This window comes from Mesorhizobium sp. C432A, from assembly GCF_030323145.1.
Lineage (GTDB): Bacteria > Pseudomonadota > Alphaproteobacteria > Rhizobiales > Rhizobiaceae > Mesorhizobium.
In genome coordinates, this window is record NZ_CP100470.1 from 1,320,289 (window position 1) to 1,344,928 (window position 24,640).

The following is a 24,640-nucleotide window of genomic DNA, read 5'->3' on the forward strand; positions in this document are numbered from 1 at the left end:
CCAGCGGCGCCCAGGTCCGAAAGGGCCTGACACCGTACGGGGCAGAAGCAACAGAGGATTCCAATGGCTGAGCCCATTCGCAACTACCAGACTTCGGCCGTGCCGGGCGCGCGCGCCGACATCGACCAAGGCCTGCGCACTTACATGCTCAAGGTCTACAATTTGATGGGGCTTGGCCTCCTCATCACCGGCGTCGCCGCCTGGGGCGCTTTCCAGCTCGCCGTCACCGGCGACGGACAGCTGACCGCTTTCGGCACGCTGATCTATGCCAGCGCCTTCCGCTGGGTGGTCATCCTGGCTCCGCTCGCCGCCGTCTTCTTCCTGTCGTTCAGGATCCAGTCGATGAGCGTGGCCGCGGCGCAAACCACCTTCTGGGTCTATTCGGGCCTGGTCGGCCTGTCGCTGTCGACCATCTTCCTGGTCTACACCGGCGCCTCGATCACTCAGACCTTCTTTGCCACGGCGGCCGCCTTCGGCGCGCTGTCGCTCTACGGCTACACGACCAAGCGCGACCTTTCGGCGTTCGGCTCGTTCCTGGTCATGGGCGTGGTCGGCCTGGTGATCGCCATGCTGATCAACATCTTCCTGCAGTCGTCGGCGCTCGGCTTCGCCATCTCGGCGATCGGCGTGCTGATCTTCGCCGGGCTCACCGCCTATGACACGCAGACCATCAAGGAAATGTACTACGAAGGCGATCAGGCCGACGTTGCCGGCCGCAAGGCGATCATGGGCGCGTTGAGGCTATATCTCGACTTCATCAACCTGTTCATGTTCCTGCTGCAGTTCATGGGCGATCGCCGCTAGGCGGTCTTCCCATCAGGCAACTGGACCAGCTGATATCAAGAGGGCGGCCAACGGCCGCCCTTTTCTTTTGTGCCGGCCTTTGCTGTCATGGAGGCAGATGAATCGTCTGCATAAATCATGAGCACTATTTCCATCCGCGCGGCCTTGGAAGGCGACCTCGGCCGAATCACCGAGATCTACGGCGATGCCGTGACGCATGGCACCGCGAGCTATGAGCTCGAGCCGCCCAGCCGCACTGAGATGGGTGGGCGCTTCGACAGCCTGACGGCGGGGGGCTTTCCCTATCTGGTGGCGGAACGAGATGGCGCGCTGCTCGGCTACGCCTATGCCGGCGCGTTCCGGCCGCGCCCGGCCTACCGCTTCATCGTAGAGGATTCCGTCTATGTCGCGCCTGATGCGAAGGGCCAGGGCGTCGGGCTGCTGCTGATGCAGGCGCTGATTGAAGCCTGCCGTATGGCGGGCTTTCGCCAGATCGTCGCGGTGATCGGTGACGGTCATGCAGACAGCGCCTCGGTGCGGCTGCATGAAAAGCTCGGCTTTCGCCATTCCGGTCGCCTGGAAGGCTCCGGCTACAAGCATGGGCGCTGGCTTGACACGGTGTTCATGCAGCTGTCGCTGAATGGCGGCGCAACGGTTCCGCCCGATCCGCATTCGCTGCCGGAGCGGAAGTTTCGTGAGAGCCTGAGGAGCGGGAATTGAGGAGTTGAAGAACTGAAGAATTGAGGATTTGAATAGCAACAAACCCGGCGGTATTTCGACCGTTACATCCTCTTTTTTCAATTCTTCAATTCTTCAATTCCCCAATTCTCAATTAGGCCTGGACAATCTTCAGCTTAGCATCGAAGACGTTGAGCACGCGACCGAGTTCCTGGCCGCGCTTGAGGATTCGGCCGCCGGCGGCGATGACGGCGAAGGCGCCTTGCCGGCGCGCCAGTTTCGGATCCTTGACGATCTGGAACAGCGGCACTTCGCTGGCCCGGCGGAAGACTGAAAACACAGCCCGATCAGACAGATGATCGATGGCATAGTCGCGCCATTCGTTGGCGGCGACCATGCGTCCGTACAGCCTCAGGATCTCATCGAGTTCACGCCGGTCGAAACGGACCGGCTGGTCGAGGCGTTCGCGTCGCGCCTCGTGCAGCGGGATCAATATTGCGGATGCGTCCCCATCCTCCGTCCCACCGCTGCGATCGGTCATCCCGCGATCCCTTTGAAAATGAATCTCGCTTGCAGAAGTTGGCGTGTTCGCCGTGGAATTGCAAGGCCCGGCTAACCATCCCGGGACCGCGCTGTTTTCGCAACGTCCAGTCACTTTTATAAAACGCGGTGTTTGAATTGGTGATGCCTCGCCACATTTCCGCCCTTTTTTATCCGCGCTCATGCCCCAATGTCCGACGAATTTACCGGCGTTGCCTGAGACGGTTCGGTCCGGCACCGGCTCGTAAACCCCAAGCCCCCCGCCCACGGGTCTGCGTCGGATCGAACCAACCTCGGACTTTCCTCAGGGAGAGACCGGGTGCGACGATCCCAAAGCCTAAATGACCGACGTCAGAAGCAAGCTGACGTCGGTTTTTTTGTTGGGCGGCGCCAGACACTTGTCGTCGTGATCCTTCACACCCCCCTCTGTCCTGCCGGACATCTCCCCGCAAGGGTGGAGATCAGATTTCGCGTTTGCTTTCGCCAATCTCAAACGTGGGACAGGATGGCGGATGTGGCGAAGCTGCCAATCTCCCTCCTTGCGGGGGAGATGGCCGGCAGGCCAGAGGGGGGTGCTGTCCCGCCGATATCAAAAGGTATGGACCAGCCTCTTAAGGCTTGTGAATAAACGCCGCGCCCAGAATAGGCCCCGGCAGGCCGTCCTTGCCAACCGATTGCAGCAGCACGGCGCAGCCGCCTTTCTTGGCGATCTCGGTCATCGGCAATTCGTAGCGCTGCGCCTTGCCGTGCCACATGCCGGCGGTCTGGATGCCGGTGACGGCGTTCCAGTAGGTCATGCTGCGGCCGGTGTTCTCGCCCTTGGCGATGGTCACCGTCTGCGGTGGTTCGAAATAGACGATGACGACATGGGCGTCGCTCGGGCCGCTACCGGCGTCGCCGGCATCGATCATGACGCGATCGCTGGTGCGGCTGACCATGACGCTGACCCGCATGCCTTCACCGGATTTCTCCATGCGGGCAAGCGCGCCGTCGACCTCCTTGCGGCTGGCGCCGTTGACATGGCTGCGACCATTGATGACGGCTTGCGGCGTGTAGACGGAGCGGGTGCCGAAGGCGCGCATATAGTCATATTGCCGGTCGGTATTGTCCTTGCTGCTCAGCGTGTCCTGCCAGCCGAGATAGTCCCAGTAATTGACGTGGTAGGCGAGCGCGACGACGTTGTCCTTGGCCGCCAGCTCGGCAAAGAAAGCGTCCGCCGGCGGGCAGGAATTGCAGCCCTGGCTGGTGAACAGCTCGACCACGCCCAAGGGCCTGTCAATCTGCGGTTTGTCGGTCTGGGTCGTTCCCGATTCCTCGGCGAACCCGGTCCCGGCAAGCGCCGAGAAGGCCAGCGCAAAAGCCGCAAGCCGCAGAGGTTGTCGAGGTGCCATGATCGTTCCGATTCCCGCCGGTGACGCCGGCCTTGTTCTGGTTGCCCAGATTTGTGGCAGAAGCGACAGTCAACGGGAAGTCACGTTGCGGTGAAATTTTTGCTGCCGCAACCATGGGCATGGCCATCACAGGGGGAGCACTTCACCGCCCGGTTCGATCGGGAGCATGGCATCAGGAGCGTGGGGCAGATCTTGCTGAGCCCAGCCGGTTTTTACTCCTGTCGTACAGGGCGGGGCTTCGATCGGGTCGGGCAATGCTTTGGAAAGACTGGGAGTAGGGAGTAGGGAGTAGGGAGTAGGGAGTAGGGAGTAGGGAGTAGGGAGTAGGGAGTAGGGAGTAGGGAGTAGGGAGTAGGGAGTAGGGAGTAGGGAGTAGGGAGTAGGGAGTAGGGAGTAGGGAGTAGGGAGTAGGGGATGTCGTTCCCCGCTACCGCCCAATCCCTACTGCCTAAGCCCTGGCCGCTACGCGGCCAGATCGCGCAGCACGTATTGCAAAATGCCGCCATTCTTGAAGTAGTCGAGTTCGTCCAGCGTATCGATGCGGCAGATGATCGGCACGTTCTTCACGGTGCCGTCGCCATAGGTCACCTTGGCGATCATCGTCTGGCGTGGCTTGATGGTGCTTATGCCGTCGATCTCGACCAGCTCGTCACCCTTGAGGTTGAGCGAGGCCCATGAGGTGCCTTCCTCGAAGACGAAGGGGATGACGCCCATGCCGACTAGGTTGGAGCGATGGATGCGCTCGAAGGACTGGGCGATGACGGCACGGACACCGAGGAGATTCGTTCCTTTAGCTGCCCAGTCGCGCGAGGAGCCGTTGCCGTATTCGACGCCGGCGAAGATGACCAGCGGCACGCCTTCCTTTTTGTATCTCATCGCCGCGTCGTAGATCGATTCCTCTTCCTTCGACGGGTAGTGGATGGTGTAGCCGCCCTCGCGGCCGTTCTCGCCCAGCATGTGGTTGCGGATGCGGATGTTGGCGAAGGTGCCGCGCATCATCACCTCATGGTTGCCGCGCCTTGTGCCGTACTGGTTGAAGTCGGCAACGCCGACGCCATGGTCGGTGAGGTATTTGCCGGCCGGGGAAGCGGCCTTGATCGAACCCGCCGGTGAGATGTGATCGGTGGTGATCTTGTCGCCGAACAGGCCGAGCACGCGCGCGCCCTTGATGTCGCCGATCTTGCCGAAACCGGAGGTCATGCCGGCGAAATAGGGCGGGTTCTGCACATAGGTCGAGTTGTCGTCCCAGGCATAGGTCTGGCCTTCCGGCGCCTTGACGTTCTGCCAGTATTCGTCGCCCTTGAAGACGTCGGCATATTTGCGGGCGAATAGCTCACGTGTGACGTTCTTCTCGATGAACTCCTGGATCTCGGCCGAACTCGGCCAGATATCCCTGAGATAGACCGGCTTGCCGTCGCGGCCTTCGCCGAGTGGCTCGGTGGTCAGGTCCTTGGTGACGGTGCCGGCCAAAGCATGGGCTACCACCAGCGGCGGCGACGCCAGATAGTTCGCCTGCACGTCAGGTGAAACACGGCCTTCGAAGTTGCGGTTGCCGGAGAGCACTGCGGCGGCGATCAGGCCCTTATCGTTGATGGTCTTGGAGATCGGCGCCGGCAGCGGGCCGGAATTGCCGATGCAGGTGGTGCAGCCGAAACCAACCAGGTTGAAGCCGATCTGGTCGAGCTCCTTCTGCAGGCCGGACTTTTCCAGATATTCGGCGACCACCTGGCTGCCCGGCGCCAGCGAGGTCTTCACCCACGGCTTCTGCTTGAGGCCGAGCCGGTTGGCGTTGCGCGCCAAGAGGCCGGCGCCGATCAGCACGCTCGGGTTGGAGGTGTTGGTGCAGGACGTGATGGCGGCAATCACGACATCGCCATGGCCGAGATCATGGTCGGTGCCTCCGACGGCATAGCGCTTGTGGATTTCGGCAGCCTTCTTGTACTCGGTCTCCATCGCCTTGGCGAAGCCGGCCGGAATGCCTTCGAGCGGAACGCGGCCTTCGGGACGCTTGGGACCTGCCATCGACGGCACGACGCTGTCGAGCTCGAGTTCGAGCAGGTCGGTGAAGACAGGGTCGGCCGAGCCGGCGTCACGCCACATGCCTTGCGCCTTGGAATAGGCTTCGACCAGGGCGATGCGGCTTTCCTCGCGGCCCGACATTGTGAGGTAGCGGATGGTCTCGCCATCGACCGGGAAGAAGCCGCAGGTGGCGCCATATTCGGGCGCCATGTTGCCGATGGTGGCGCGGTCGGCCAGCGTCATGTTGGACAGGCCCGGGCCGAAGAACTCGACGAACTTGCCGACGACGCCCTTCTTGCGCAGCATCTGGGTGACGGTCAGCACCAGGTCAGTGGCGGTGATGCCTTCCCTGAGCTTGCCGGTGAGGCGGAAGCCGATGACTTCGGGCAACAGCATGGAAACCGGCTGGCCGAGCATCGCCGCCTCGGCCTCGATGCCGCCGACGCCCCAGCCGAGCACGCCAAGGCCGTTGATCATGGTGGTGTGCGAATCGGTGCCGACGCAGGTGTCGGGATAAGCGGTGGTTTCGCCGTCTTCCGTGTTGGTCCAGACGACCTGACCGAGATATTCGAGGTTGACCTGATGGCAGATGCCGGTGCCGGGCGGCACGACGCGAAAATTGTGGAACGCCTGCTGGCCCCATTTCAGGAATTTATAGCGCTCTTCGTTGCGCTCATATTCGAGCTCGACATTCCTGGCAAAGGCCAGTGGCGTGCCGAATTCGTCGACGATGACGGAGTGGTCGATGACGAGGTCGACCGGCACCAGCGGATTGATCTTCTGCGGATCCCCGCCGAGCGCCTTGAGGCCGTCGCGCATGGCGGCAAGGTCGACCACCGCCGGGACGCCGGTGAAATCCTGCATCAGGACACGCGCCGGGCGATAGGCGATCTCGACGCCAGCGGTGCCCTTGTCCGTCAGCCAGCCGGCCACAGCCTGGATAGAGTCCTTGGTGACGGAGCGGCCGTCTTCATTGCGCAAAAGGTTTTCCAGCAGCACCTTCATCGAATAAGGCAGCTGGGCAATGCCGGTGAGGCCGTTCTTCTCGGCCTCGACCAGATTGTAATAGACATAGCCCGCGCCACCCACGGTGAGGGTGCGGCGGCAATTGAAACTGTCGAGGGATTTTGACACGTGCGGTCCGTCCTTGTCTGTTCAGCCTGAAAGGGAACGGACGCCGATGGGCATGCAATCACGCGCAAAGGTGCGGGTACGGCCATTTCCGCTGTCCGTTCCCAGCCAACCCGAGCCGTTCAAGGCGGCGCGTGCGCTGGTTCGGCGCAAATTCTGTTCCCGTGCCGACCGCTGGCACGGATGTCCCGCATATAGAGAATTTTCTGGAATAGTTCTAGACAGTTGCGGAGCAAATTTGTGCGATGCGGCAGCTATCGCGCGGTAAAGTTTTCGGGACGGGCAGGCATGCGGCTGATTGCCGAAAATCTGGGCGGCGAACGCGGCGGCGAGACGGTCTTTTCCGGCATCGGTTTTGCGCTCGACAAGGGCCAGGTGCTGGTCGTCACCGGGCCGAACGGCTCGGGCAAATCGACGCTGCTCAGGGTCATCGCCGGGCTGCTACCGAAGGCGCAAGGCGATGTGCGCATCGAGGGCGGCGAAAGGTTTCCGACGATCGCTTCGGCGGTCCACTATCTCGGCCACCTCAATGCACTGAAGACGGCGCTCAGCGTGGCGGAGAATCTGCGCTTCTGGCGCGATTTCAACGGCGATGGGCAGTTGGGTGTCGGAGAGGCGCTGGAGACGGTTGGTCTCGGCGGCATCGGCCATCTGCCTTTCGGATATTTGTCGACCGGGCAAAGGCGGCGGGCGGCGATTGCGAAATTGCTGGTCAGTCATAAGCCGCTGTGGCTGCTGGATGAGCCGACGGCTGGGCTGGACAAGGCCTCGGAGGCGCGGTTTGCGGGGCTGATGACGAGGCATTGCGCAGAAGGTGGAATCATTGTCGCGGCGACGCATTTGCCACTGGGATTGGATGTAGCACAGGCATTGAGGATGGGAGCAACAGGGTGATGTCGGCATTCCCGCCCACCCCCCTCTGCCCTGCCGGGCATCTCCCCCGCAGGGGGGGAGATCAGATGTCATGCCGGCTTTCGCCAATCACCGGCATTGAAAAAGAGGCGTCAGCAGTGGAACTGCCAATCTCCCCCCTTGCGGGGGAGATGTCCGGGAGGACAGAGGGGGGTGTGAAGGAACGCCACCTTCGGCAAGATGGCGATCAAACCGCAGGCGCGGCTTGGCAATGCTAGCCCTCTTCCTGCGCGACATCCGCCTCTCCGTCCGCGCCGGCGGCGGAGCGCTCACCGGCGTCATCTTCTTCCTCGCCGTCATCGCCACCATCCCCTTCGGTGTCGGACCGGACCTGAAGCTGCTCGCCCGCATCGGTCCGGCGATCCTTTGGATCGGCGCTCTGCTCGCCTGCCTGCTCGGCCTCGACCGGCTGTTTCAGGCCGATCGCGAAGACGGGTCGCTCGATCTTCTGGTGCTGGGCAATGACCGCCACATGCTGGCGTTGACGGTACTGGTGAAGTGCCTGGCGCATTGGGCGGGCAGCGTTCTGCCGCTGGTGGTTGCGGCACCTCTGCTGAGCCTGTTCATGAACATGGAGCCGCTCAGCATCGGCGCCACCGCGCTCACGCTGCTGGTCGGCACGCCGGCGATCACTTTCATCGGCGCGGTCGGGGCGGCGGTGGCGGTGGCGCTGCCGCGCGGCGGGCTGCTGATCTCGGTGCTGGTGTTGCCGCTGACCATCCCGGTGCTGATCTTCGGGGTGTCGGCGAGCTACGGCGCGGTGGCCGACCCTGATCCGTTCCTGCAGCCCTTCCTCATTCTTGCCGCGCTGACGCTGTTTCTTGCCGTGCTGGGTCCGGTGGCAGCAGCACTGGCGCTGCGGCATGGAACGGACTGATATGACCGCTGCGGCGCGACGATCAATTGCGAAGCCCCAGCCGCAAAGCTAAGAAAGCCGCAAAGCTATGGGAAGGCCATGATCGAGCACGACGAAGTGACGGTGGAAGGGGAGCGAAGCGCATGAGTGCACACGCACTCTATGTCGCGGCCGCCTATGGCATCACGGTGATCGTGCTGGCCGGGCTGATCGGCTGGATCCTGCTCGACCAGCGGACCCGCAAGCGCGAACTGGCAGACCTCGAAGCGGCCGGCGTGCGGCGTCGCTCGGACAAAGCCGGTACTGGGGCCAGCACTGGGGCCAGCAAGCCATGAGCACGGAAACCGAAACGCCGGCGTCGCCGCGCCGCCGCCTGATCGTGCTGTTGCCGCTGCTGGTTTTTCTCGGCCTCGCCGGATTGTTCCTGTCGCAGCTTTTGTCGGGACGCGATGAGGCGGCAGTGCCGTCGGCGCTGATCGGCCTGCCGGCGCCGCAGACCAACCTGCCGGCGCTGGAAGGGTCAAACCTGCCCGGGCTGGATTCGAAAGCCTTCGCCGGCAAGGTAACGCTGGTCAACGTCTTTGCATCGTGGTGCGCGCCGTGCCGGGAAGAGCATCCGGTGCTCTTGCAGCTGTCGCAGGACAAGCGCTTGGTCATGGCCGCGCTAAACTACAAGGACCAAGCGCAAAACGCGCGCCGGTTCCTTGGTGATCTCGGCAATCCGTTCCAGGCGATAGGTGTCGACGAGGCCGGCCGCACGGCCATCGACTGGGGCGTCTACGGCGTGCCGGAAACCTTCGTCATCGGCAAGGACGGCAAGATTGCCTACAAGCATGTCGGGCCGCTGACACGGGAGTCGGCGAGGGATGTTCTGTTGCCGCAGATTGAAAAGGCGCTCGCGGCACCGGGCTGACGTTGGCGCCATGCCCCTCATCGGGCCGCTACGCGGCCCCCTCCTCCCCGTGGGGGAGAAGAGGGAAGCATCGGCACAGGCTAGCTCCTCTCCCCGGGGGGAGAGGTCGGATTGCCCGAATTGCTCATGCAATTCGGTTTGGCAATCCGGGTGAGGGGGCGGTGCCCCGCTGAGGTCTGAAATGCTCAGCCGTAGATCTGCCTGTGGACCTGGTAGAGCATTTCCGAGCGGTCGGCGCGCAGGTCGGCCAGATCGCGGCTCGTCAGGTTTTCGATTTCCGCGACGAGGCGGTTGTAGTGGCGGCGCTTGGCCATCGAGGAGCGCGCGCGGGAGAAGAGGTTGTCAAAAGCCATAGCAAGGGTCCTTTCGTGCCGCATATCAGCGGTGAATTTGTTCCTCCCTTGGTCGTTCGCAACATGACATAGGAATGGTGCGATGCAAAAAGAAGATGTTGCAATGCACCATTGCACAGGGCGCATAGCGGGTTAATACAGCGCTACAGCACCATAAACGGCCGGACAGGCTGGCGGGCCATGCCGGCCGGGCACCTTTTGTCTTACAATTGCGCCTGCGCCACCTTGCCATCGCGCCCGCAGGCTGGCTTGATCCGCGCGTCACGTGATGCCGGAGGAAATGCATGGCGACCGCAGACTATTACGAAATTCTCGATCCGCGTTTCGCGCGGCTGTTCAACGGCAACGCCCAGGTGGAAAAGCTGTTTACCGGATGTCAGTGGGCGGAAGGGCCGGCCTGGTTCGCCGCCGGCCGCTATGTCGTCTGGTCCGACATCCCCAACAACCGTATGCTGCGCTATGACGAGACCGACGGCAATGTCAGCGTCTTCCGTCAGCCCTCCGGCAATTCCAACGGCAACACCGTCGACCGCCAGGGCCGACTGGTGACGTGCGAGCATTCCGGCCGCCGCGTCAGCCGCACCGAGCATGACGGCTCGATCACCACCATCGCGGCCGAATGGAAAGGCAAGCGGCTGAATTCGCCCAATGACGCGGTCGTGAAATCCGACGGCTCGATCTGGTTCACCGATCCGAGCTACGGCATCGACACCGACTATGAGGGCGACAAGGCCGAAAGCGAGATCGGCGCTTGCAATGTCTACCGGGTCGATCCGGATACGGGCGAGGTCGAGGCCGTCATCACCGACATGGTCCGGCCGAACGGGCTTGCCTTTTCACTGGATGAAAGCCAGCTCTATGTCGTCGACACCGGCCGCACCCATGGCGCGCAGAACCCCGCGCATATGCGGGTCTTCAACGTCGGCAAGCACGGCAAGAAGGTGTCGGGCGGCAAGGTGTTCGCCGACTGCACGGCCGGCCTGTTCGACGGCTTTCGGCTCGACGAGGCCGGCCGCATCTGGACCAGTGCCGCCGACGGCATCCATTGCTACGATCCCGACGGCACGCTGATCGGCAAGGTCAAGGTGCCGGAAGTGACCGCCAATTGCGTGTTCGGCGGCAACAAGCTGAACTGCCTCTACATCGCCGGCACCACGTCGCTCTACATGGTGCGGCTGATGGTGAACGGGGCGAAGACGTATTGAGGTTGCTGGAAACGCTTCTCTGGCGGCCCTTGATGGCGTTTCTGCGCATGTCCGCGGCGCCTGTTGCGCGGCGGCCGCCGGAACGACCGACAAGCGATTCGCCGGAGCGGATTTCGGAGCCGCGGCGCGGCGCTATCAGACACAATTCAAGGGGAGGACATCATGCCATTCGTCAACATCCGCATCGTCAAGGAAGTGATCGCCGCTGATCCCGCTGGCAAGAAGGCCGACATTGCCAAAAAGGTCACGGCGGCCATCATGGACGCCACCGGGCTTAGCAATGACGACGTCTGGGTGGTGTTCGAAGAGGTCAACGCGCGCGACTGGTATGTCGGTGTGACCGATGTCGAGACGTTGCGGAAGGGGTAGCACTGCGGCACGTTGGGGTGCGCCGCACCCTTTCGTTCGTCATCCTAGGGTCTGCGCCGCGTCGCTTCGCTCCTTGCTCCGCCCTAGGATGACGAGGCAACGTTTGCGCGTATAAAACTCGCGAAAACCTGCACCGCTTCGCGCATGGCCCGCAGGTTCTCGTCCTCTCCCAGGATCGCTTCTAGCTCCGGCGGTTTCTTGCCGAGCAAGGCAATCTCCAGAACCGCATTCTCACAAAGCGCGAACGACATGGTGCGCATGATCTCGGCCAGCGCGGCGCGGGCATAGAGCGAGCGCGCGGAGGCGTGGGCCAGCATGGCGGGCTTGCCGACGGCGGCGTCGCGCGAGACCAGCCAGTCGAGCGCGTTTTTCATGCCGCCGGGCACGCCATGGGCATATTCGGGGCAGGAGACGATGATGCCGTCGGCGCTGGTGACGGCCTCGATCAGCCGCATGGCCTCGGCCGGTGTGCGCTCGCCTTCGTCATCCGGGTTGAAGATCGGCAGCAGGCCGAGCCCGTCATAGACAGTTACGCGGCAATCCGAAGGCGCGTTCGCGGACAGCGCCGCCAGCAGCGCCGAATTGGTCGAGGCGGCGCGCAGGCTGCCGGAGATGGCGAGGAGTTCGATCACGGGGAAACAGGGCTAGGGAAACCGGCAAAGGACCGCAATGGCGAATCGTACCCGAAATCTACCACAGGGTCTTGCTGTAGGCTTCGTCCAGCGAGCGGTCGAAATCGTCGGCAGTTTCGGCATGCGCCATCTGATCGGACAGGATCTGACCGAGCGTCGGCAATGTCGCGCGGTCGTGCCAGCTGTCCGGCTTCCACAATTCGGAGCGCATGAAGGCCTTGGCGCAGTGCATGTAAGCGGCCTTGACGCTCACCACGACGACGCTTTGCGGTTGCTTGCCGTCGACGGTGAGGCGCTCGCGCAAACCGGCATCGACGGTTATGCGGGCGTCGCCATTGATGCGCAGCGTCTCGTTCATGCCGGGGATGAGAAAAAGCAGCCCGACCGAAGGGTTGAGCAGGATGTTTTCCAGCGTGTCCAGCCGGTTGTTGCCGGGCCGGTCGGGAATGGCGATGGTCGTGTCGTCGAGGACAAGGGCAAAGCCCGGTCTGTCGCCTTTCGGCGTCACGTCGGCATTGCCGGCGCCGTCGGAAGAACCGATCAGCACGAAAGGGCTCTTGCCGATGAAAGAGCGGCAGTGGCCGTCGAGCGCCCTGAGTTCCTTGCGCATCGAGGTGTCGGTCGGCCGCGGGGTCTTGTAGATCGTCCTCAGTTCATCGCGCGTGGTGACGAATTCCATGGCCGTCTCCGTTTATTCTGACGCAATTCCGGACGGCTTCACACTTTTCCTGGAATTGCTCTACTTGCCGGCTTCTTCCACCTTCTCGGCCTTATCCTCGATCGAATGGTGCAGGATCAGCGGCATCTGGCTGAAGGTGAACAACAGGGTGATCGGCATGATGCCCCAGACCTTGAAGGTAACCCAGAAGTCGGTGGAAAAATTCCGCCACACCACTTCATTGGCAAGAGCCAGGAACAGGAAGAACAGGCCCCAGCGGAAAGTCAGCTTGCGCCAGCCTTCGGCATCGAGGCGAAAGGCCGAATCGAAGACATAGCCGAGCAGCGATCGGCCGAAATACAGACCGCCGAGCAGCACGCCGCCGAACAGGGTGTTGACGATGGTCGGCTTCATCTTGATGAACACGTCGTCCTGCAGATAGAGCGTCAGCGCGCCGAAGATGAAGACGACGACGCCCGAGACCATCGGCATGATCGGCAAGGTGCGCAGCAGCAGCCAGGAGGCGATCAGCGCGATCGCCGTCGCCGCCATGAAAAGGCCGGTGGCGACGAAGATCGGCCCGCCGAATTCGGCCAGGACAGGAAATTTCTGCACCAGCCAGGCGCCGCGTGCATTGGCGAAGAAGAACACCATCAGCGGCCCGAGTTCCAGCACCAGCTTGAGCAGCGGATTGACGCTTTCTTTCTTCTTTCGCGGGTCGGACGGGTCGCGTTCGAGGATGGGTGGGTTCATGACTTCCTTCTGACGCATGATCTTGTCCAAAAAGCCGTCAGCTCTTCGGGATCATTGCCTGTTACGCTACGCCGGCGATCGCCCTGGCGAATTCGCCGGCCGAGAATGGTTCGAGGTCGTCGACCTGTTCGCCGACGCCGATGAAGTAGACCGGCAGTTTGTGCTTTGCCGCGATCGCGACCAGAATACCGCCGCGCGCCGTGCCGTCCAGCTTGGTCATCACCAGGCCGTTGACGCCGGCGACATTGCGGAAGATCTCGACCTGATTGAGCGCATTCTGGCCGGTGGTGGCGTCGACCGTCTGCAGCACGGTATGCGGCGCTTCCGGATCGAGCTTGCCCAGCACGCGCACGATCTTTTCCAGCTCCGCCATCAGTTCGGTCTTGTTTTGCAGCCGGCCGGCGGTGTCGATGATCAGTACGTCGGAGCCGGCCTCCTTGGCGCGTTCGAAAGCGTCGTAGGCAAGGCCGGCGGCATCCGCGCCGATCTTCGAGGCGATGACCGGAGACTTCGTCCTCTCGCCCCAGATCTTCAGCTGCTCGATGGCTGCAGCGCGAAAGGTATCGCCGGCGGCCAGCATCACCGACAGGCCACCATCGGTCAGTTTGGCGGCGAGCTTGCCGATGGTCGTGGTCTTGCCGGTGCCGTTGACGCCGACCACCAGAATGACATGCGGCTTGTGCGACAGGTCGAGCTCCAGCGGCATGGCGACATGGGCCAGCACCTTCTCCACCTCGGCCGCCATGATGGTGCGGACATCCGCGTCGGAGACATCCTTGCCGTAGCGGCTGGCAGCGAGGGCATCGGTGACGCGCAAGGCTGTTTCCATGCCCAGATCGGCACGGATCAGCACGTCCTCCAGATCCTGCAGCGTCTCCTCGTCGAGCTTGCGCTTGGTGAAGACGCCGGCGATGTTGCCGGTGAGTTCTTTCGAGGAGCGGGCAAGCCCGTCGCGCATGCGCTGGAACCAGGAGCGTCGCGGCGCCGGTTCGGGCGCCTTTTGCGGCTCGGCTTTCTGCTCGACCTTTTTGGTGACGGTGACTTTGCCGGGAGCTGGTTTTGACTGTGGCGAAGGTTGCGGGGCCGGCGCGGGCGCTAGCTCGGCAACGATGGTCTTGGCTTCGACCGGCGCGGGTACAGCTTCAACCGACGTGCGCTTTACCTCCCCCTTGATGGGGGAGGTCCCAAGCGAAGCTTGGGGGTGGGGGTGATTTGCGCTGGCGTCGGCGCCATCACCCCCCCCCGCCGCTTCGCGTCGACCCTCCCCACCGAGGGGAGGGTGGGGCGCCTCGTCCTTCTCCCCGTGGCTATACGGGGAGAAGGTGCCGGCAGGCGGATGAGGGGCGGCGCTGACCTCTGAGGTAGGCTGTGCGGGAGGCGCGGACGGTTGCGGCACTTCGATCGGGGCGGCCGGTTCTGCTGGAGTCTCGGCAGGCGTCGGCGCTTCGACGGGAGCGGGCTCCAGCTGCGGTTCCGGACGCGATGGTTCGATCTCCGGCTCGGCCGGCGCCGGCGGCACTTCTTGGGGCTGCGGCTCGGGAGCCGGCTCCGGAACCGCTGGCGGCGCAGGAACTTCTTCCGGTGCAGGCGGCTCGGGTATCTCCGGCTCAGGCTGCGGTTCTTCTACCGGCGCGGGCTCCGGCAACGGTTCCGGCTCGGATGGGACGACCGGTTCCGGCGCGGGCGGGATGGTCGGCGCGGGTTTGGGCTTCGGTTCTTCTGGCGCCGACTGCGGCGCAGGCTTTACCTCCCCCTCGATGGGGGAGGTCCCAAGCGAAGCTTGGGGGTGGGGGTGAGTGGCGCCGGCGTCGGCGCTCTCACCCCTCCCCGCCACTTCGTGGCGACCCTCCCCATCGAGGGGAGGGTGGGGCGTCGGCGGCTCGGGCTCCTCGCGCTTCAAGAACTCCGGAACGACCTGCTCGGCCGCCGGCTTCAGCGCCTCAAGCGCATCCCATTTGATCGGCGGCAGGGGAGCGGTTTCGTCGATGCGCTCCTCGACGACTTCCTTCTTGCCGAACGAAAATATGTTCTTGAAAAAACCGGCCATGCTTCAATCGTCTCAGGGGGCGCGGGCAGTGAGCGGGGCTGCTATCAGGCGCGCGCCGTCATGGCCGGTGATGTCTGCCTCGACGATCTCGCCCGGCGCGCCTGTGCCGAGCGCGGCAAGCGTGAACCCTTCGGTGCGGCCGAGGCCGTCGCGCTCGATAAGGATCGTTTGGCGCGTTCCCGGGAGGGATGACAGATGGCGGCGATACGCAGCCTCACCAGCGGCGCGCAGCTGGGCCGCGCGCTGCTTGACCAATTCGCGGCGGACCTGCGGCATGCGCGCGGCGGGCGTGCCTTCGCGCGGCGAAAACGGGAAGACATGCAGGTGCGTCAGCCCACATTCCTCGACAATATTTGTCGAATTCTCGAACATTTCCTCGGTCTCGGTCGGGAAGCCGGCGATGATGTCGGCGCCGAAGACGATTTCGGGGCGCAGCTTGCGCACATCCTCGCAGAAGCGGATCGACTGGTCACGCAAATGCCTGCGCTTCATGCGCTTCAGGATCATGTCGTCACCTGATTGCAGCGACAGATGCAGATGCGGCATCAGCCTGGGTTCGGTGGCGATGGCGTCGAGCAGATCATCATCCGCCTCGATCGAATCGATTGAGGACAGCCGCAGCCGCCTCACATCAGGCACCTGCTTCAGGATGGTCTTCACCAGCTTTCCCAGCTTCGGCGCGCCCGGCAGGTCGGCGCCGAAGCTGGTCATGTCGACGCCGGTCAGCACGATCTCGGCGTAGCCGTTGCCGGCCAGACGCTTGACCTGCTCGACAACCGCGCCCATCGGCACCGAGCGTGAGTTGCCGCGGCCATAGGGGATGATGCAGAAGGTGCAGCGATGGTCGCAGCCGTTCTGCACCTGGACGAAAGCACGCGCCCGGCCCTCAATGGCGTCGACCATGTGGCCGGCGGTCTCGCGCACCGAGAAAATGTCGTTGACGCGCGCCTTTTCGGTGTCGTTGACGCCGAAATCCGGCAGCGCGCGATAGGAGTTCGCCTTCAGCTTCTCCTCATTGCCGAGCACGAGGTCGACCTCGTCCATGGCGGCAAAATTCTGCGGTTCGGTCTGCGCGGCGCAGCCGGTGACGATGATGCGCGCCGCCGGGTTTTCGCGGCGGGCTTTGCGGATCGACTGCCTGGCCTGGCGCACCGCTTCCGAAGTGACGGCGCAGGTGTTGAAGATGATAGCCCCGCCTTTGAGCGCGCCGAGGCCGGCACTTTCGGCCTCGCGCCGCATCACCTCGGATTCATAGGTGTTGAGACGGCAGCCGAAGGTGACGACGTCTATGCCTTGGGAGTTGAGGCCCTTGGTATCGGCAAGTGCAGACATCAGGCCGCGCTTTCGGTGTCGCGGGCCCAGGTGCCGGTCGACGGATCGAAACTGCCGGAAAATTCCCATTCAGCGGCACCGGTCAGGATGACGTGGTCGTCGTCGCGCCATTCCACATGCAGCGAGCCGCCGCCGGGCGTCATCAGCGTAACGCTGCGGCCGGTGCGCCGGGTGCGGGCAGCGGCGACGACGGAAGCGCAAGCGGCCGAGCCGCAGGCCTTGGTCAGGCCGGCGCCGCGTTCCCAGGTGCGGATGATCATCGTCTCCGGCGACGTTACCTGGGCGATAGTGATGTTGGCGCGCTCGGGGAAGATCGGATGGTTTTCGAGCAGCGGGCCGAAACGCTCGAGTTCGTAGGACCAGACATCGTTTTCGACCCAGAAGATGGCGTGCGGGTTGCCCATCGAGAGAGCCGAAGGCGAATGCAGCACCGGCGCGTCGATGGGGCCGATCTGCAACTCGATCATGCGGGTGTCGCGGAATTCCTCAGCCAGCGGGATATCCTGCCAGCCGAAGCGCGGCGTGCCCATGTCGACCGAGATGGTGCCGTCGGCATGTTCGACGGCGTTGAGGATGCCGGCGCGGGTCTCAAAGGTGAAAGTCTTCTGGCCGGTTTCGGCGGCCAGCGCCTGGACGACACAGCGCATGCCGTTGCCGCAGGCCTGCGCGCCCGAGCCGTCGGAATTCAAGATGTCGATGTAAAAGGCGGTGCCCGGCGTGCGCGAATCGTGGATCGCCATGATCTGGTCGAACCTAGTCGCCGCATCGGCGTTCAGCGCGACAGCCGACGCCGCCGTGACCCTATCGGCACGGCCACGCATGTCGGCGACGATGATTTCGTTGCCGATGCCGTTCATCTTGGCGAAGGGGGCAGTGCCTGCCATGATCTGAGGTAATTCCTGTACGTTTCGCCGCTATATGGCGGAAACGGGCGGGAATTACCAGTGTGGGCTGCGTTTAGGTTACCGCGAAAACGCCGAGCACGATCAGCAGGAAGATGACGAGAACGATGCCGATCAGCACGCGCGCGCCGGTGGCGGCGGCACCGGCCAGCGCCGGCATGCCGAGCAGGCTGGCGGCGGCAGCAACGATGAGAAGAATGATGATCCATTTGATCATGGACAATGCCTCGCAAATTGACTGCAGCGGCCTAAGAACGCATCTGCCGCGCTCTGGTTCCCTCTTGCCGCGAGGCTCTCTCCGACTGGGCGCGCTATTCGGCAATCTCGAAGTCGGTCGTGAAAGGCGCCGTCTTTTGCGAGTTCTCGTCATGCATGAGGAAATCCGCTCGGTATTTGCCGGGGGGAACGCCATCCAGGGAGACGTTTAATTTGAAGAACATCTCTCGGTTATGCGAGCGCGAGGCGAGCTGGACCCGGCCAAGCTTTTCGACGGTTCCCAGCTTCTCGCCCGACTGGGAAAGCACGGTAAGGTCAACGTAAAGCGCGATCTGGTTGTTGCCGAGCCCATCCGAGCCGTAGCCGTAACCGACCGGCTCCATATAAAGCACAATCTCTTCGCCCGGCTTGTAGACATGGTTCGGGCGCTCGGCGTAGGCGCCGAACCCGCTGGCCGACAGGATATGCTTCACATTTTGCACGCCAAGCGGCATCGCTTGCCACAGAGCGTCCTCGGCGCTGCGGAATTTGTCCAGCGCGCCGGCGCCATCACCCGCCTGCAGTGCCTTTTCGGCTTCAGCGGCGCGATCGGTGATTTCACCCGCGAAAGCGGCCGGCGTCGAAATTACCAGCGCGATCAAAACTGCCAAGATTGATTTCATCTGTTCCCCCTGTTGCGATAGACCATCGGCTAAAATGGCAGTGCCGTAAACGGCCAAATGCAGACTCCAGCCGCGCTCGATCTCGGGAACGTCCCAAACCTCGCCCGGACACAAGGCGCGAAACCGCTCACGCGCCAGGCCTTGCGCCTCAAGCGCTTCAGTCAGTTTTGCGCCGGCAGTTGCGCTCGACCGCCGATGCGCCGACCTGCTGCGGGCTCCGGTGCCGCTTTCGCAACCAATGTACTGGTTGGAAGCGCGCTAGAGCGAAGACATGCCTTTTGTCCGCCAGCCATTTTGCGACAAATTTACAACAATTCGTGGTGCAAACCCTATTTTAACCATATCGGGTTGAAATTTCGCCACCTTCTCCATCTTGGTGAGGGGTGAGATTGTGCGGACGGCTTCCCCCCCAGCCGGATCCGACGGAGGTTTGAATGATTTTTTCGAGAAGCGGGCTGATGGCCGTATCGCTGGCAGCGCTCGTTGCGAGCGGCTGTTCGACCTCGCGTTTTTCATCGATGGATGACCAGCAGCCCGCCCCGCTGCAGCCCGCGCCCGCCGGCACGGTGAGCGGAAGCCAACTGCCGCCCCCGGCAGCGCCGGGCACCACCGACCCATCGCAATTCCCGACCGCGCCGGCAGGCGCGCAGGTCGCCTCGCTGCCGCCGGACGGATCGGCGCCGGCCGGAGCCTCCGACCTTACCGCTGCGAGCGTTGCCGGCGTCTGGAACGCCAGCGTGTCCGGACAGAGCTGCAAGGTGGCGACGCCGCAGACCAAATTCGGCGCCGGCTTCCGCGCCGGGCCGCTGCATTGCCCGCCGCCCATCGACGGCATCAAATCGTGGAACGTCGCCGGCAAGCAGCTGACGCTCTATGACGAGAATGGCGGCACGCTGGCGCGGCTCTATTCCTCGGGCGGTTCGAAATTCGACGGCCAGACTACCAACGGCTTGCCGATATCGCTTACAAGGTAGGCAGGGTATGCTGATATTCAGGTGAGGCCGGCCTGCGAACGGCGGCTTCCTGCGCTTCCGGTGCGTACTTAAGTACGCTCCGCTCCGGTTCTCAGGAGCCACCATTCTCGGCTCGGCCTGACCTGAACCTCAACACACCCTGATCTTTCCTGGAGCAATCCGCTCAAAGTAAGCGACGTGACCGATGCATCTGCGTGACGGCCTCCAGACCCATGCGACCGTCAGGCAGCGCTACGACCATCTGGTCGCAACCGGCGCCATCGAGCGCGATCCTGCGCAGGAGCGCATCGCCGCCGCGCTCGACCGGCTGACCGACGAGATCTCGGTCAAGCGGCTGGCGCACAAGTCGAGCGCGCTCGGCTGGCTGTTTGCCCGCAAGCGCGAGACGCGCGAGGTCGTCAAGGGCCTCTACATTCATGGCGGCGTCGGTCGCGGCAAGACCATGCTGATGGATATGTTCTTCGAGCTGTTGCCGGTCAGGCGCAAGCGCCGCGTTCATTTCAACGACTTCATGGCCGATGTGCAGGACCGCATCCAGAAGCACCGGCAGGCGCGCAAGAACGGCGACGTCAAGGAGGACGACCCGATCCCGCCGGTCGCGCTTCAGCTTGCCGAACAGGCCTGGGTGCTGTGCTTCGATGAGTTTTCGGTCACCGACATTGCCGATGCGATGGTCCTGTCGCGGCTGTTTTCGGCGCTGTTCGCCAATGGCGTGGTTCTGGTCGCCACCTCGAATGTCGCGCCGCAGGACCTTTATCGCGACGGGCTGAACCGCCAGCTTTTCCTGCCCTTCATCAGCATTCTCGAGCGCCACGCCCATGTGCTGACGCTTGATGCCGACAAGGACTACAGGCTGGAAAAGCTCGCCCGCACGCCGGTTTATGTCACCCCGGCGGATGCCGAAGCCGACCGTGTGCTCGACGAGGCCTGGCAGGCGATGACGCGTGGAGCGCTGACGGCCGAGACCTCGCTGACGCTCAAGGGGCGGCAAGTGAGGATACCGGCTGCCGCCGGGGATGCAGCGCGGTTTTCCTTCGCCGACCTCTGCGAAAAGCCGCTCGGCGCACGCGATTTCCTGGCCATTGCCGGCCGCTTCTCGACCGTCTTCATCGATCACGTGCCGGTGCTGGGCGAAGGCAAGCGCAACGAGGCCAAGCGGTTCATCCTGTTGATCGACACGCTCTACGATCATCACACGCGGCTGGTGGTGAGCGCAGAGGCTCCCCCGCCTGAGCTTTACACGGCCAGGCGCGGCGTCGAGGTGTTCGAATTCGAACGCACCGCCTCGCGGCTGATCGAGATGCAAAGCCGCGACTGGCTGGAGGACTGGGCGGAACGGCAGAAGGACAACGCGGAAGCGCAGGTCTGAGGGTTCCAAGAGGTCATTATGTAGTGATCCTTCGCGCCCCCCTCTGTCCTGCCGGACATCTCCCCCACACGGGGGGAGATTGGCGGTTTCGGCGCTCCGCTCATTCCTGCGGCCATTGGAGATTGGCGAAAGGTCGCGTGACGTCCGATCTCCCCCCTCGTGGGGGAGATGCCTGGCAAGGCAGAGGGGGGCGCTGTCCCGCCGACGCCTAAAGCTCGTACACATACATCACAAACGACTCCGCCGGCCCATGCACCTCCCGCGATTCATAAAGCGCGCGCGCTGGGACATTGTCCGGTTCGGTGCCGACCCAGGCTTCGCCGCATCCCTGCTCGCGGCCGAGCGCGAACATGGCGTCGAGCATCTTTCGCGCGATGCCATGGCGCTGGTAGGCGGGTGAGACGCCGACCTCGTCGATGTAGAGTTCGCTGACCTTGTCCAGGTGGCGGTGGATGACGGCAGCACACTGGCCGACGACGACGCCATCGGCCAGTGCCACAATCATCATATGACCTGAGGAGGCGAGGTAGGCGGACAGTCTGTCGGCCCGTACCGGTTCATCGAACACGTCTTCGGCGATGCGCTTCACAAGGGCGTCATCGCCTGGATATAGTCTTCTGATTTCCACGCTCATTGGGTAAAATCTCCCAAGCTGGCCTACAAACTTTGACGTTTACGTAAGTACCAATGTTTCTAACCGATTGAAATCATTCACTCGAAAATAATCGATTGAATATATTTTCCACCGGGGCTACTGGATGCGGCGAAATCTAGCTGAGACCATAGCATTCCGGCCTCTTCCTCGACGCCGTCAACAGATCGCCAGGGATTTTGGGCGTCGTCACAGACAAAGGGAAAATTTCCTCACATGGCACGCAACAAGATAGCGCTCATCGGCTCCGGCATGATCGGCGGCACGCTCGCTCACATGATCGGCCTCAAGGACCTCGGCGACGTGGTGCTGTTCGATATTGCCGAGGGCATCCCGCAAGGCAAGGGGCTCGATATCGCGCAGTCGTCGCCGGTCGACGGTTTTGATTCCCGGCTGACCGGCGTCAATGATTATGCCGGCATCGAGGGCGCCGACGTTTGCATCGTCACCGCGGGCGTGCCGCGCAAGCCAGGCATGAGCCGCGACGATCTGCTGGGCATCAACCTCAAGGTCATGGAACAGGTCGGCGCCGGGCTGAAGAAATATGCACCCAAGGCCTTCGTCATCTGCATCACCAACCCGCTCGACGCCATGGTCTGGGCGCTGCAGAAGTTTTCCGGCCTGCCCAAGACCCATGTCGTCGGCATGGCCGGCGTGCTCGACAGCGCGCGCTTCCGCTATTTCCTAGCCGAGGAGTTCAAGGTCTCGGTCGAGGACGTTACCGCCTTCGTGCTCGGCGGCCACGGCGATTCCATGGTGCCGATGATCCGCTACTCCACTGTGTCAGGCATTCCGTTGCCCGATCTCATCAAGATGGGCTGGACCTCGAAGGAAAAGCTCGACCAGATCGTCCAGCGCACCCGCGACGGCGGCGCCGAGATCGTCGGTCTGCTCAAGACCGGCTCGGCCTTCTACGCGCCGGCAGCCTCGGCCATCTCGATGGCCGAATCCTACCTCAAGGACAAGAAGCGCGTGCTGCCTTGCGCGGCGCATCTCTCGGGCCAGTATGGCGTCAAGGGCACCTATGTCGGCGTTCCCGTTGTGATCGGCGCCGGCGGCGTCGAGCGCATTATCGAGATCGACCTCAACAAGGCCGAGCAGAAGATGTTCGACGCCTCGGTGGCGACGGTGCAGGGCCTGACCGAGGCCTGCGTCAAGATCGCCCCGCACCTCGCCTCGAAGTGATCCCCCCAAGCAGCCGATCCGGAGACCATCCAGATGAACATCCATGAATATCAGGGCAAGGCGCTGCTGAAGAGCTTTGGCGCGCCGGTGGCCGAGGGCGTGCCGGTGTTCAAGGCAAGCGAGGCGGAAGCCGCGGCACAAGCGCTGCCCGGTCCGCTCTATGTGGTGAAGAGCCAGATCCATGCCGGCGGCCGCGGCAAGGGCAAGTTCAAGGAACTGTCGCCCGACGCCAAGGGGGGCGTGCGGCTGGCGAAGTCGGTGGCCGACGTCGTCGCCAACGCCAATGAGATGCTCGGCCACACGCTGGTCACCAAGCAGACCGGCCCGGCCGGCAAGCAGGTCAACCGCCTTTATATCGAGGACGGCGCCGACATCGATCGCGAGCTTTATCTGTCCATCCTGGTCGACCGCTCGGTCGGCCGCATCGCTTTCGTCGTCTCGACCGAGGGCGGCATGGACATTGAAGGCGTCGCCCACGACACGCCGGAAAAGATCATCACCCGCGCCATCGACCCGCTGGCCGGCGTGACGACCATCGACGTCGACATATTGGTGGAAGCGCTGGGCCTCACCGGCGATGCCGCCAAGGATGCCGGCACGCTGTTCCCGATCCTCTACAAGGCCTTTGTCGAGAAGGACATGAGCCTGCTCGAGGTCAACCCGCTGATCGTGATGAAGAACGGCAGGCTGCGCGTGCTCGACGCCAAGGTGTCGTTCGACAACAATGCGCTGTTTCGCCATCCCGAGCTGATGGAACTGCGCGACACCACCGAAGAGGACGAGAAGGAGATCGAGGCGTCGAAATACGACCTCGCCTATGTCGCGCTCGACGGCAATATCGGCTGCATGGTCAATGGCGCCGGCCTTGCCATGGCGACGATGGACATCATCAAGCTCTATGGCGCGGAACCCGCCAACTTCCTCGATGTCGGCGGCGGTGCGTCCAAGGAAAAAGTGACGGCAGCGTTCAAGATCATCACCAGGGACCCGGCGGTCAAAGGCATTTTGATCAACATCTTCGGCGGCATCATGAAGTGCGACATCATTGCCGAGGGCGTCATTGCCGCGGTCAAGGAAGTCGGCCTGGAAGTGCCGCTGGTGGTGCGCCTCGAAGGCACAAACGCCGAACTCGGCAAGAAGATCATCAACGACAGCGGCCTCAACGTGGTGTCGGCGGACGATCTCGACGACGCAGCCAAGAAGATCGTGGCGGCGGTGAAGGGCTGAAGGCGAATGCCTCCGCGCAAGATAAACCTCGTCGAGGCGGCGGATCGAACGATCACCAAGGTCTTCGATCCGCATATTGCCGGCGACGTCAATGACAGCCAGGCCAAGGTCGCCAAGTTCGGCGAGACCTTCGACTGGCATGCGCACGAGCATGAGGACGAGGCTTTTCTCGTGCTGCGGGGCAAGATCGCCATCGATTTTCGCGACGGCCCGGTCGAGCTCGGCGAGGGCGATTTCATTGTCGTGCCGAAGGGCGTCGAGCACCGACCGCGGTCGCTGACCGCCGAGCCGGTGGTGCTGATGTTCGAGCCGGCGACGACGCTCAACACCGGCAACGCCAAGAGCGACCTTACCGTCTCCGATTTGAAGCGGCTCTGACCCATGAACGCGTTCTCCTCGCTCTCGGCCGATCACCAGCGCCTGCAGGCACTGGTCGGCGCTTGGCGCGGCGAGGAAGAGGTGGCGGAAACGCAGTGGGCCGATGGCGGACCGGCGGCGTCGGAAGTGCTGGCAGAGCCACAGTTCGGCGGCCTGTTCGTGGTGCAGCGCTATCGCCAGCGCCGCGACGGCACGGTCTCGTTCGGCTCGCACAGCGTGTTCGGCTTCGACCAGCCAAACAGGCTCTTCACCATGCACCAGTTCGACTCCATGGGTTTTGTGCCGGCCTCGCCGGCCACAGGAACGTGGAACGGCGATGAGCTGGTTCTGGAGCGGTCGTCGCCGCGTGGCTCAGCACGCGTGACGTATATTTTCGACAATGTCGATGCCTACCGGATGCGACTGCATTTCAAACCTGCCGGCAGCGACAGCTGGCAAGACATGGTGAGCGGCGTCTACCGGCGCGTTTCGCCTTCCTCGATCAACGGTTTTTAGAAAAGGGC

Annotated in this window: 27 protein-coding genes; 14 read left to right on the forward strand and 13 right to left on the reverse strand. The window is 63.2% G+C overall.

Features of this window, described 5'->3' with window-relative positions; translation table 11 throughout:
* The first annotated feature begins 63 nt into the window (after window positions 1–63).
* Window positions 64–804 (forward strand): Bax inhibitor-1/YccA family protein, encoded by a 741-nt coding sequence (locus NLY33_RS06300; protein ID WP_023671726.1) that lies wholly within the window; start codon window positions 64–66, stop codon window positions 802–804.
* Between the two features lie 117 nt (window positions 805–921).
* Entirely contained in the window at window positions 922–1,503 is a 582-nt protein-coding gene (locus tag NLY33_RS06305; RefSeq protein WP_023698867.1) for a GNAT family N-acetyltransferase, read from the forward strand.
* 112 nt (window positions 1,504–1,615) lie between these two features.
* Here the strand turns inward: NLY33_RS06305 and NLY33_RS06310 are convergent, their stop codons facing one another.
* From NLY33_RS06310 to acnA, 3 genes are all read right to left on the reverse strand, one after another.
* Window positions 1,616–2,002, reverse strand: a complete 387-nt coding sequence (locus tag NLY33_RS06310; RefSeq protein ID WP_023683844.1) for a DUF2794 domain-containing protein — start codon at window positions 2,000–2,002, stop codon at window positions 1,616–1,618.
* Between the two features lie 610 nt (window positions 2,003–2,612).
* Window positions 2,613–3,392, reverse strand: a complete 780-nt coding sequence (locus tag NLY33_RS06315) for a DUF1223 domain-containing protein (protein ID WP_023706752.1) — start codon at window positions 3,390–3,392, stop codon at window positions 2,613–2,615.
* Window positions 3,393–3,854: 462 nt separating this feature from the next.
* Window positions 3,855–6,545, reverse strand: a complete 2,691-nt coding sequence (acnA, locus tag NLY33_RS06320) for an aconitate hydratase AcnA (RefSeq protein ID WP_023706751.1) — start codon at window positions 6,543–6,545, stop codon at window positions 3,855–3,857.
* A gap of 285 nt (window positions 6,546–6,830) precedes the next feature.
* On the opposite strand from acnA, the gene ccmA reads away from it, so the two are divergent.
* The 4 genes from ccmA (at window position 6,831) to NLY33_RS06340 (ending at window position 9,223) form a co-directional block, all read left to right on the forward strand.
* Entirely contained in the window at window positions 6,831–7,436 is a 606-nt protein-coding gene (gene ccmA, locus NLY33_RS06325; RefSeq protein WP_023706750.1) for a heme ABC exporter ATP-binding protein CcmA, read from the forward strand.
* A gap of 229 nt (window positions 7,437–7,665) precedes the next feature.
* On the forward strand, window positions 7,666–8,331 hold the full coding sequence (gene ccmB / locus NLY33_RS06330) for a heme exporter protein CcmB (protein ID WP_023687678.1): 666 nt from the start codon (window positions 7,666–7,668) through the stop codon (window positions 8,329–8,331).
* A gap of 122 nt (window positions 8,332–8,453) precedes the next feature.
* A complete protein-coding gene (ccmD, locus tag NLY33_RS06335; RefSeq protein ID WP_023671735.1) occupies window positions 8,454–8,645 on the forward strand; it encodes a heme exporter protein CcmD in 192 nt (63 codons plus the stop codon).
* Window positions 8,642–9,223, forward strand: a complete 582-nt coding sequence (locus NLY33_RS06340) for a DsbE family thiol:disulfide interchange protein (RefSeq protein ID WP_023706749.1) — start codon at window positions 8,642–8,644, stop codon at window positions 9,221–9,223. Before ccmD ends, NLY33_RS06340 begins: the two co-directional genes overlap by 4 nt.
* A 185-nt stretch (window positions 9,224–9,408) precedes the next feature.
* On the opposite strand, the gene NLY33_RS06345 is transcribed toward NLY33_RS06340, so the two are convergent.
* Window positions 9,409–9,576: a hypothetical protein gene (locus NLY33_RS06345; RefSeq protein ID WP_023687680.1), complete on the reverse strand. Its 168-nt coding sequence runs from the start codon at window positions 9,574–9,576 to the stop codon at window positions 9,409–9,411.
* Between the two features lie 284 nt (window positions 9,577–9,860).
* On the opposite strand from NLY33_RS06345, the gene NLY33_RS06350 reads away from it, so the two are divergent.
* A complete protein-coding gene (locus tag NLY33_RS06350; RefSeq protein ID WP_023706748.1) occupies window positions 9,861–10,781 on the forward strand; it encodes an SMP-30/gluconolactonase/LRE family protein in 921 nt (306 codons plus the stop codon).
* Window positions 10,782–10,943: 162 nt separating this feature from the next.
* The gene (locus tag NLY33_RS06355) at window positions 10,944–11,150 is read left to right on the forward strand and encodes a tautomerase family protein (protein ID WP_023683852.1); all 207 of its coding nucleotides are present in this window, start codon (window positions 10,944–10,946) and stop codon (window positions 11,148–11,150) included.
* Window positions 11,151–11,233: 83 nt separating this feature from the next.
* Here the strand turns inward: NLY33_RS06355 and NLY33_RS06360 are convergent, their stop codons facing one another.
* From NLY33_RS06360 to NLY33_RS06395, 8 genes are all read right to left on the reverse strand, one after another.
* Window positions 11,234–11,782, reverse strand: coding sequence for an NADPH-dependent FMN reductase (locus NLY33_RS06360; protein ID WP_023702607.1), 549 nt, complete (start codon window positions 11,780–11,782; stop codon window positions 11,234–11,236).
* A 58-nt stretch (window positions 11,783–11,840) separates the two neighbouring features.
* A complete protein-coding gene (locus NLY33_RS06365; RefSeq protein WP_023706747.1) occupies window positions 11,841–12,461 on the reverse strand; it encodes a pyridoxamine 5'-phosphate oxidase family protein in 621 nt (206 codons plus the stop codon).
* Between the two features lie 60 nt (window positions 12,462–12,521).
* Window positions 12,522–13,193, reverse strand: a complete 672-nt coding sequence (locus NLY33_RS06370) for a septation protein A (protein ID WP_023687683.1) — start codon at window positions 13,191–13,193, stop codon at window positions 12,522–12,524.
* Between the two features lie 61 nt (window positions 13,194–13,254).
* Window positions 13,255–15,240 (reverse strand): signal recognition particle-docking protein FtsY, encoded by a 1,986-nt coding sequence (ftsY, locus tag NLY33_RS06375; RefSeq protein WP_023708754.1) that lies wholly within the window; start codon window positions 15,238–15,240, stop codon window positions 13,255–13,257.
* A 12-nt stretch (window positions 15,241–15,252) separates the two neighbouring features.
* Window positions 15,253–16,572 carry a tRNA (N(6)-L-threonylcarbamoyladenosine(37)-C(2))-methylthiotransferase MtaB gene (gene mtaB, locus NLY33_RS06380; protein ID WP_023706745.1) on the reverse strand — a complete coding sequence of 440 codons (1,320 nt, stop codon included), beginning with the start codon at window positions 16,570–16,572 and terminating at the stop codon, window positions 15,253–15,255.
* Window positions 16,572–17,456, reverse strand: a complete 885-nt coding sequence (gene dapF, locus NLY33_RS06385) for a diaminopimelate epimerase (RefSeq protein WP_023706744.1) — start codon at window positions 17,454–17,456, stop codon at window positions 16,572–16,574. Before dapF ends, mtaB begins: the two co-directional genes overlap by 1 nt.
* A 73-nt stretch (window positions 17,457–17,529) precedes the next feature.
* Window positions 17,530–17,691 (reverse strand): DUF1328 family protein, encoded by a 162-nt coding sequence (locus NLY33_RS06390; protein WP_023683859.1) that lies wholly within the window; start codon window positions 17,689–17,691, stop codon window positions 17,530–17,532.
* 94 nt (window positions 17,692–17,785) lie between these two features.
* Window positions 17,786–18,352, reverse strand: a complete 567-nt coding sequence (locus NLY33_RS06395) for a hypothetical protein (RefSeq protein WP_023706743.1) — start codon at window positions 18,350–18,352, stop codon at window positions 17,786–17,788.
* A gap of 434 nt (window positions 18,353–18,786) precedes the next feature.
* Between NLY33_RS06395 and NLY33_RS06400 the strand changes: the two genes are divergently transcribed.
* Both NLY33_RS06400 and zapE read left to right on the forward strand, forming a co-directional pair.
* Complete coding sequence (locus tag NLY33_RS06400) at window positions 18,787–19,326, forward strand: protease inhibitor Inh/omp19 family protein (RefSeq protein ID WP_023687689.1); 540 nt, start codon at window positions 18,787–18,789, stop codon at window positions 19,324–19,326.
* Between the two features lie 184 nt (window positions 19,327–19,510).
* Complete coding sequence (zapE, locus tag NLY33_RS06405; RefSeq protein ID WP_023699243.1) at window positions 19,511–20,695, forward strand: cell division protein ZapE; 1,185 nt, start codon at window positions 19,511–19,513, stop codon at window positions 20,693–20,695.
* 208 nt (window positions 20,696–20,903) lie between these two features.
* On the opposite strand, the gene NLY33_RS06410 is transcribed toward zapE, so the two are convergent.
* Window positions 20,904–21,329 carry a GNAT family N-acetyltransferase gene (locus NLY33_RS06410; RefSeq protein WP_023708755.1) on the reverse strand — a complete coding sequence of 142 codons (426 nt, stop codon included), beginning with the start codon at window positions 21,327–21,329 and terminating at the stop codon, window positions 20,904–20,906.
* Between the two features lie 234 nt (window positions 21,330–21,563).
* Between NLY33_RS06410 and mdh the strand changes: the two genes are divergently transcribed.
* The 4 genes from mdh to NLY33_RS06430 are packed head-to-tail and all read left to right on the forward strand — an operon-like array spanning window position 21,564 to window position 24,632.
* Window positions 21,564–22,532, forward strand: coding sequence for a malate dehydrogenase (gene mdh, locus NLY33_RS06415; RefSeq protein ID WP_023670541.1), 969 nt, complete (start codon window positions 21,564–21,566; stop codon window positions 22,530–22,532).
* 33 nt (window positions 22,533–22,565) lie between these two features.
* Window positions 22,566–23,759, forward strand: a complete 1,194-nt coding sequence (sucC, locus tag NLY33_RS06420; protein ID WP_023706741.1) for an ADP-forming succinate--CoA ligase subunit beta — start codon at window positions 22,566–22,568, stop codon at window positions 23,757–23,759.
* A 6-nt stretch (window positions 23,760–23,765) separates the two neighbouring features.
* Entirely contained in the window at window positions 23,766–24,137 is a 372-nt protein-coding gene (locus tag NLY33_RS06425; protein ID WP_023706740.1) for a cupin domain-containing protein, read from the forward strand.
* Window positions 24,138–24,140: 3 nt separating this feature from the next.
* On the forward strand, window positions 24,141–24,632 hold the full coding sequence (locus NLY33_RS06430; RefSeq protein ID WP_023706739.1) for a DUF1579 family protein: 492 nt from the start codon (window positions 24,141–24,143) through the stop codon (window positions 24,630–24,632).
* Window positions 24,633–24,640 lie beyond the last annotated feature (8 nt).

Excerpts from the sequence above, each read along its gene's own strand:
- NLY33_RS06300 (WP_023671726.1), top strand. The coding sequence starts at position 64 with ATGGCTGAGCCCATTCGCAACTACCAGACTTCGGCCGTGCCGGGCGCG.
- NLY33_RS06305 (WP_023698867.1), top strand. The coding sequence starts at position 922 with ATGAGCACTATTTCCATCCGCGCGGCCTTGGAAGGCGACCTCGGCCGA.
- NLY33_RS06310 (WP_023683844.1), bottom strand. The coding sequence starts at position 2,002 with ATGACCGATCGCAGCGGTGGGACGGAGGATGGGGACGCATCCGCAATA.
- NLY33_RS06315 (WP_023706752.1), bottom strand. The coding sequence starts at position 3,392 with ATGGCACCTCGACAACCTCTGCGGCTTGCGGCTTTTGCGCTGGCCTTC.
- ccmA (WP_023706750.1), top strand. The coding sequence starts at position 6,831 with ATGCGGCTGATTGCCGAAAATCTGGGCGGCGAACGCGGCGGCGAGACG.
- ccmB (WP_023687678.1), top strand. The coding sequence starts at position 7,666 with ATGCTAGCCCTCTTCCTGCGCGACATCCGCCTCTCCGTCCGCGCCGGC.
- ccmD (WP_023671735.1), top strand. The coding sequence starts at position 8,454 with ATGAGTGCACACGCACTCTATGTCGCGGCCGCCTATGGCATCACGGTG.
- NLY33_RS06340 (WP_023706749.1), top strand. The coding sequence starts at position 8,642 with ATGAGCACGGAAACCGAAACGCCGGCGTCGCCGCGCCGCCGCCTGATC.
- NLY33_RS06345 (WP_023687680.1), bottom strand. The coding sequence starts at position 9,576 with ATGGCTTTTGACAACCTCTTCTCCCGCGCGCGCTCCTCGATGGCCAAG.
- NLY33_RS06350 (WP_023706748.1), top strand. The coding sequence starts at position 9,861 with ATGGCGACCGCAGACTATTACGAAATTCTCGATCCGCGTTTCGCGCGG.
- NLY33_RS06355 (WP_023683852.1), top strand. The coding sequence starts at position 10,944 with ATGCCATTCGTCAACATCCGCATCGTCAAGGAAGTGATCGCCGCTGAT.
- NLY33_RS06365 (WP_023706747.1), bottom strand. The coding sequence starts at position 12,461 with ATGGAATTCGTCACCACGCGCGATGAACTGAGGACGATCTACAAGACC.
- NLY33_RS06370 (WP_023687683.1), bottom strand. The coding sequence starts at position 13,193 with ATGAACCCACCCATCCTCGAACGCGACCCGTCCGACCCGCGAAAGAAG.
- ftsY (WP_023708754.1), bottom strand. The coding sequence starts at position 15,240 with ATGGCCGGTTTTTTCAAGAACATATTTTCGTTCGGCAAGAAGGAAGTC.
- mtaB (WP_023706745.1), bottom strand. The coding sequence starts at position 16,572 with ATGTCTGCACTTGCCGATACCAAGGGCCTCAACTCCCAAGGCATAGAC.
- dapF (WP_023706744.1), bottom strand. The coding sequence starts at position 17,456 with ATGGCAGGCACTGCCCCCTTCGCCAAGATGAACGGCATCGGCAACGAA.
- NLY33_RS06390 (WP_023683859.1), bottom strand. The coding sequence starts at position 17,691 with ATGATCAAATGGATCATCATTCTTCTCATCGTTGCTGCCGCCGCCAGC.
- NLY33_RS06395 (WP_023706743.1), bottom strand. The coding sequence starts at position 18,352 with ATGAAATCAATCTTGGCAGTTTTGATCGCGCTGGTAATTTCGACGCCG.
- NLY33_RS06400 (WP_023687689.1), top strand. The coding sequence starts at position 18,787 with ATGATTTTTTCGAGAAGCGGGCTGATGGCCGTATCGCTGGCAGCGCTC.
- zapE (WP_023699243.1), top strand. The coding sequence starts at position 19,511 with ATGCATCTGCGTGACGGCCTCCAGACCCATGCGACCGTCAGGCAGCGC.
- NLY33_RS06410 (WP_023708755.1), bottom strand. The coding sequence starts at position 21,329 with ATGAGCGTGGAAATCAGAAGACTATATCCAGGCGATGACGCCCTTGTG.
- mdh (WP_023670541.1), top strand. The coding sequence starts at position 21,564 with ATGGCACGCAACAAGATAGCGCTCATCGGCTCCGGCATGATCGGCGGC.
- sucC (WP_023706741.1), top strand. The coding sequence starts at position 22,566 with ATGAACATCCATGAATATCAGGGCAAGGCGCTGCTGAAGAGCTTTGGC.
- NLY33_RS06425 (WP_023706740.1), top strand. The coding sequence starts at position 23,766 with ATGCCTCCGCGCAAGATAAACCTCGTCGAGGCGGCGGATCGAACGATC.
- NLY33_RS06430 (WP_023706739.1), top strand. The coding sequence starts at position 24,141 with ATGAACGCGTTCTCCTCGCTCTCGGCCGATCACCAGCGCCTGCAGGCA.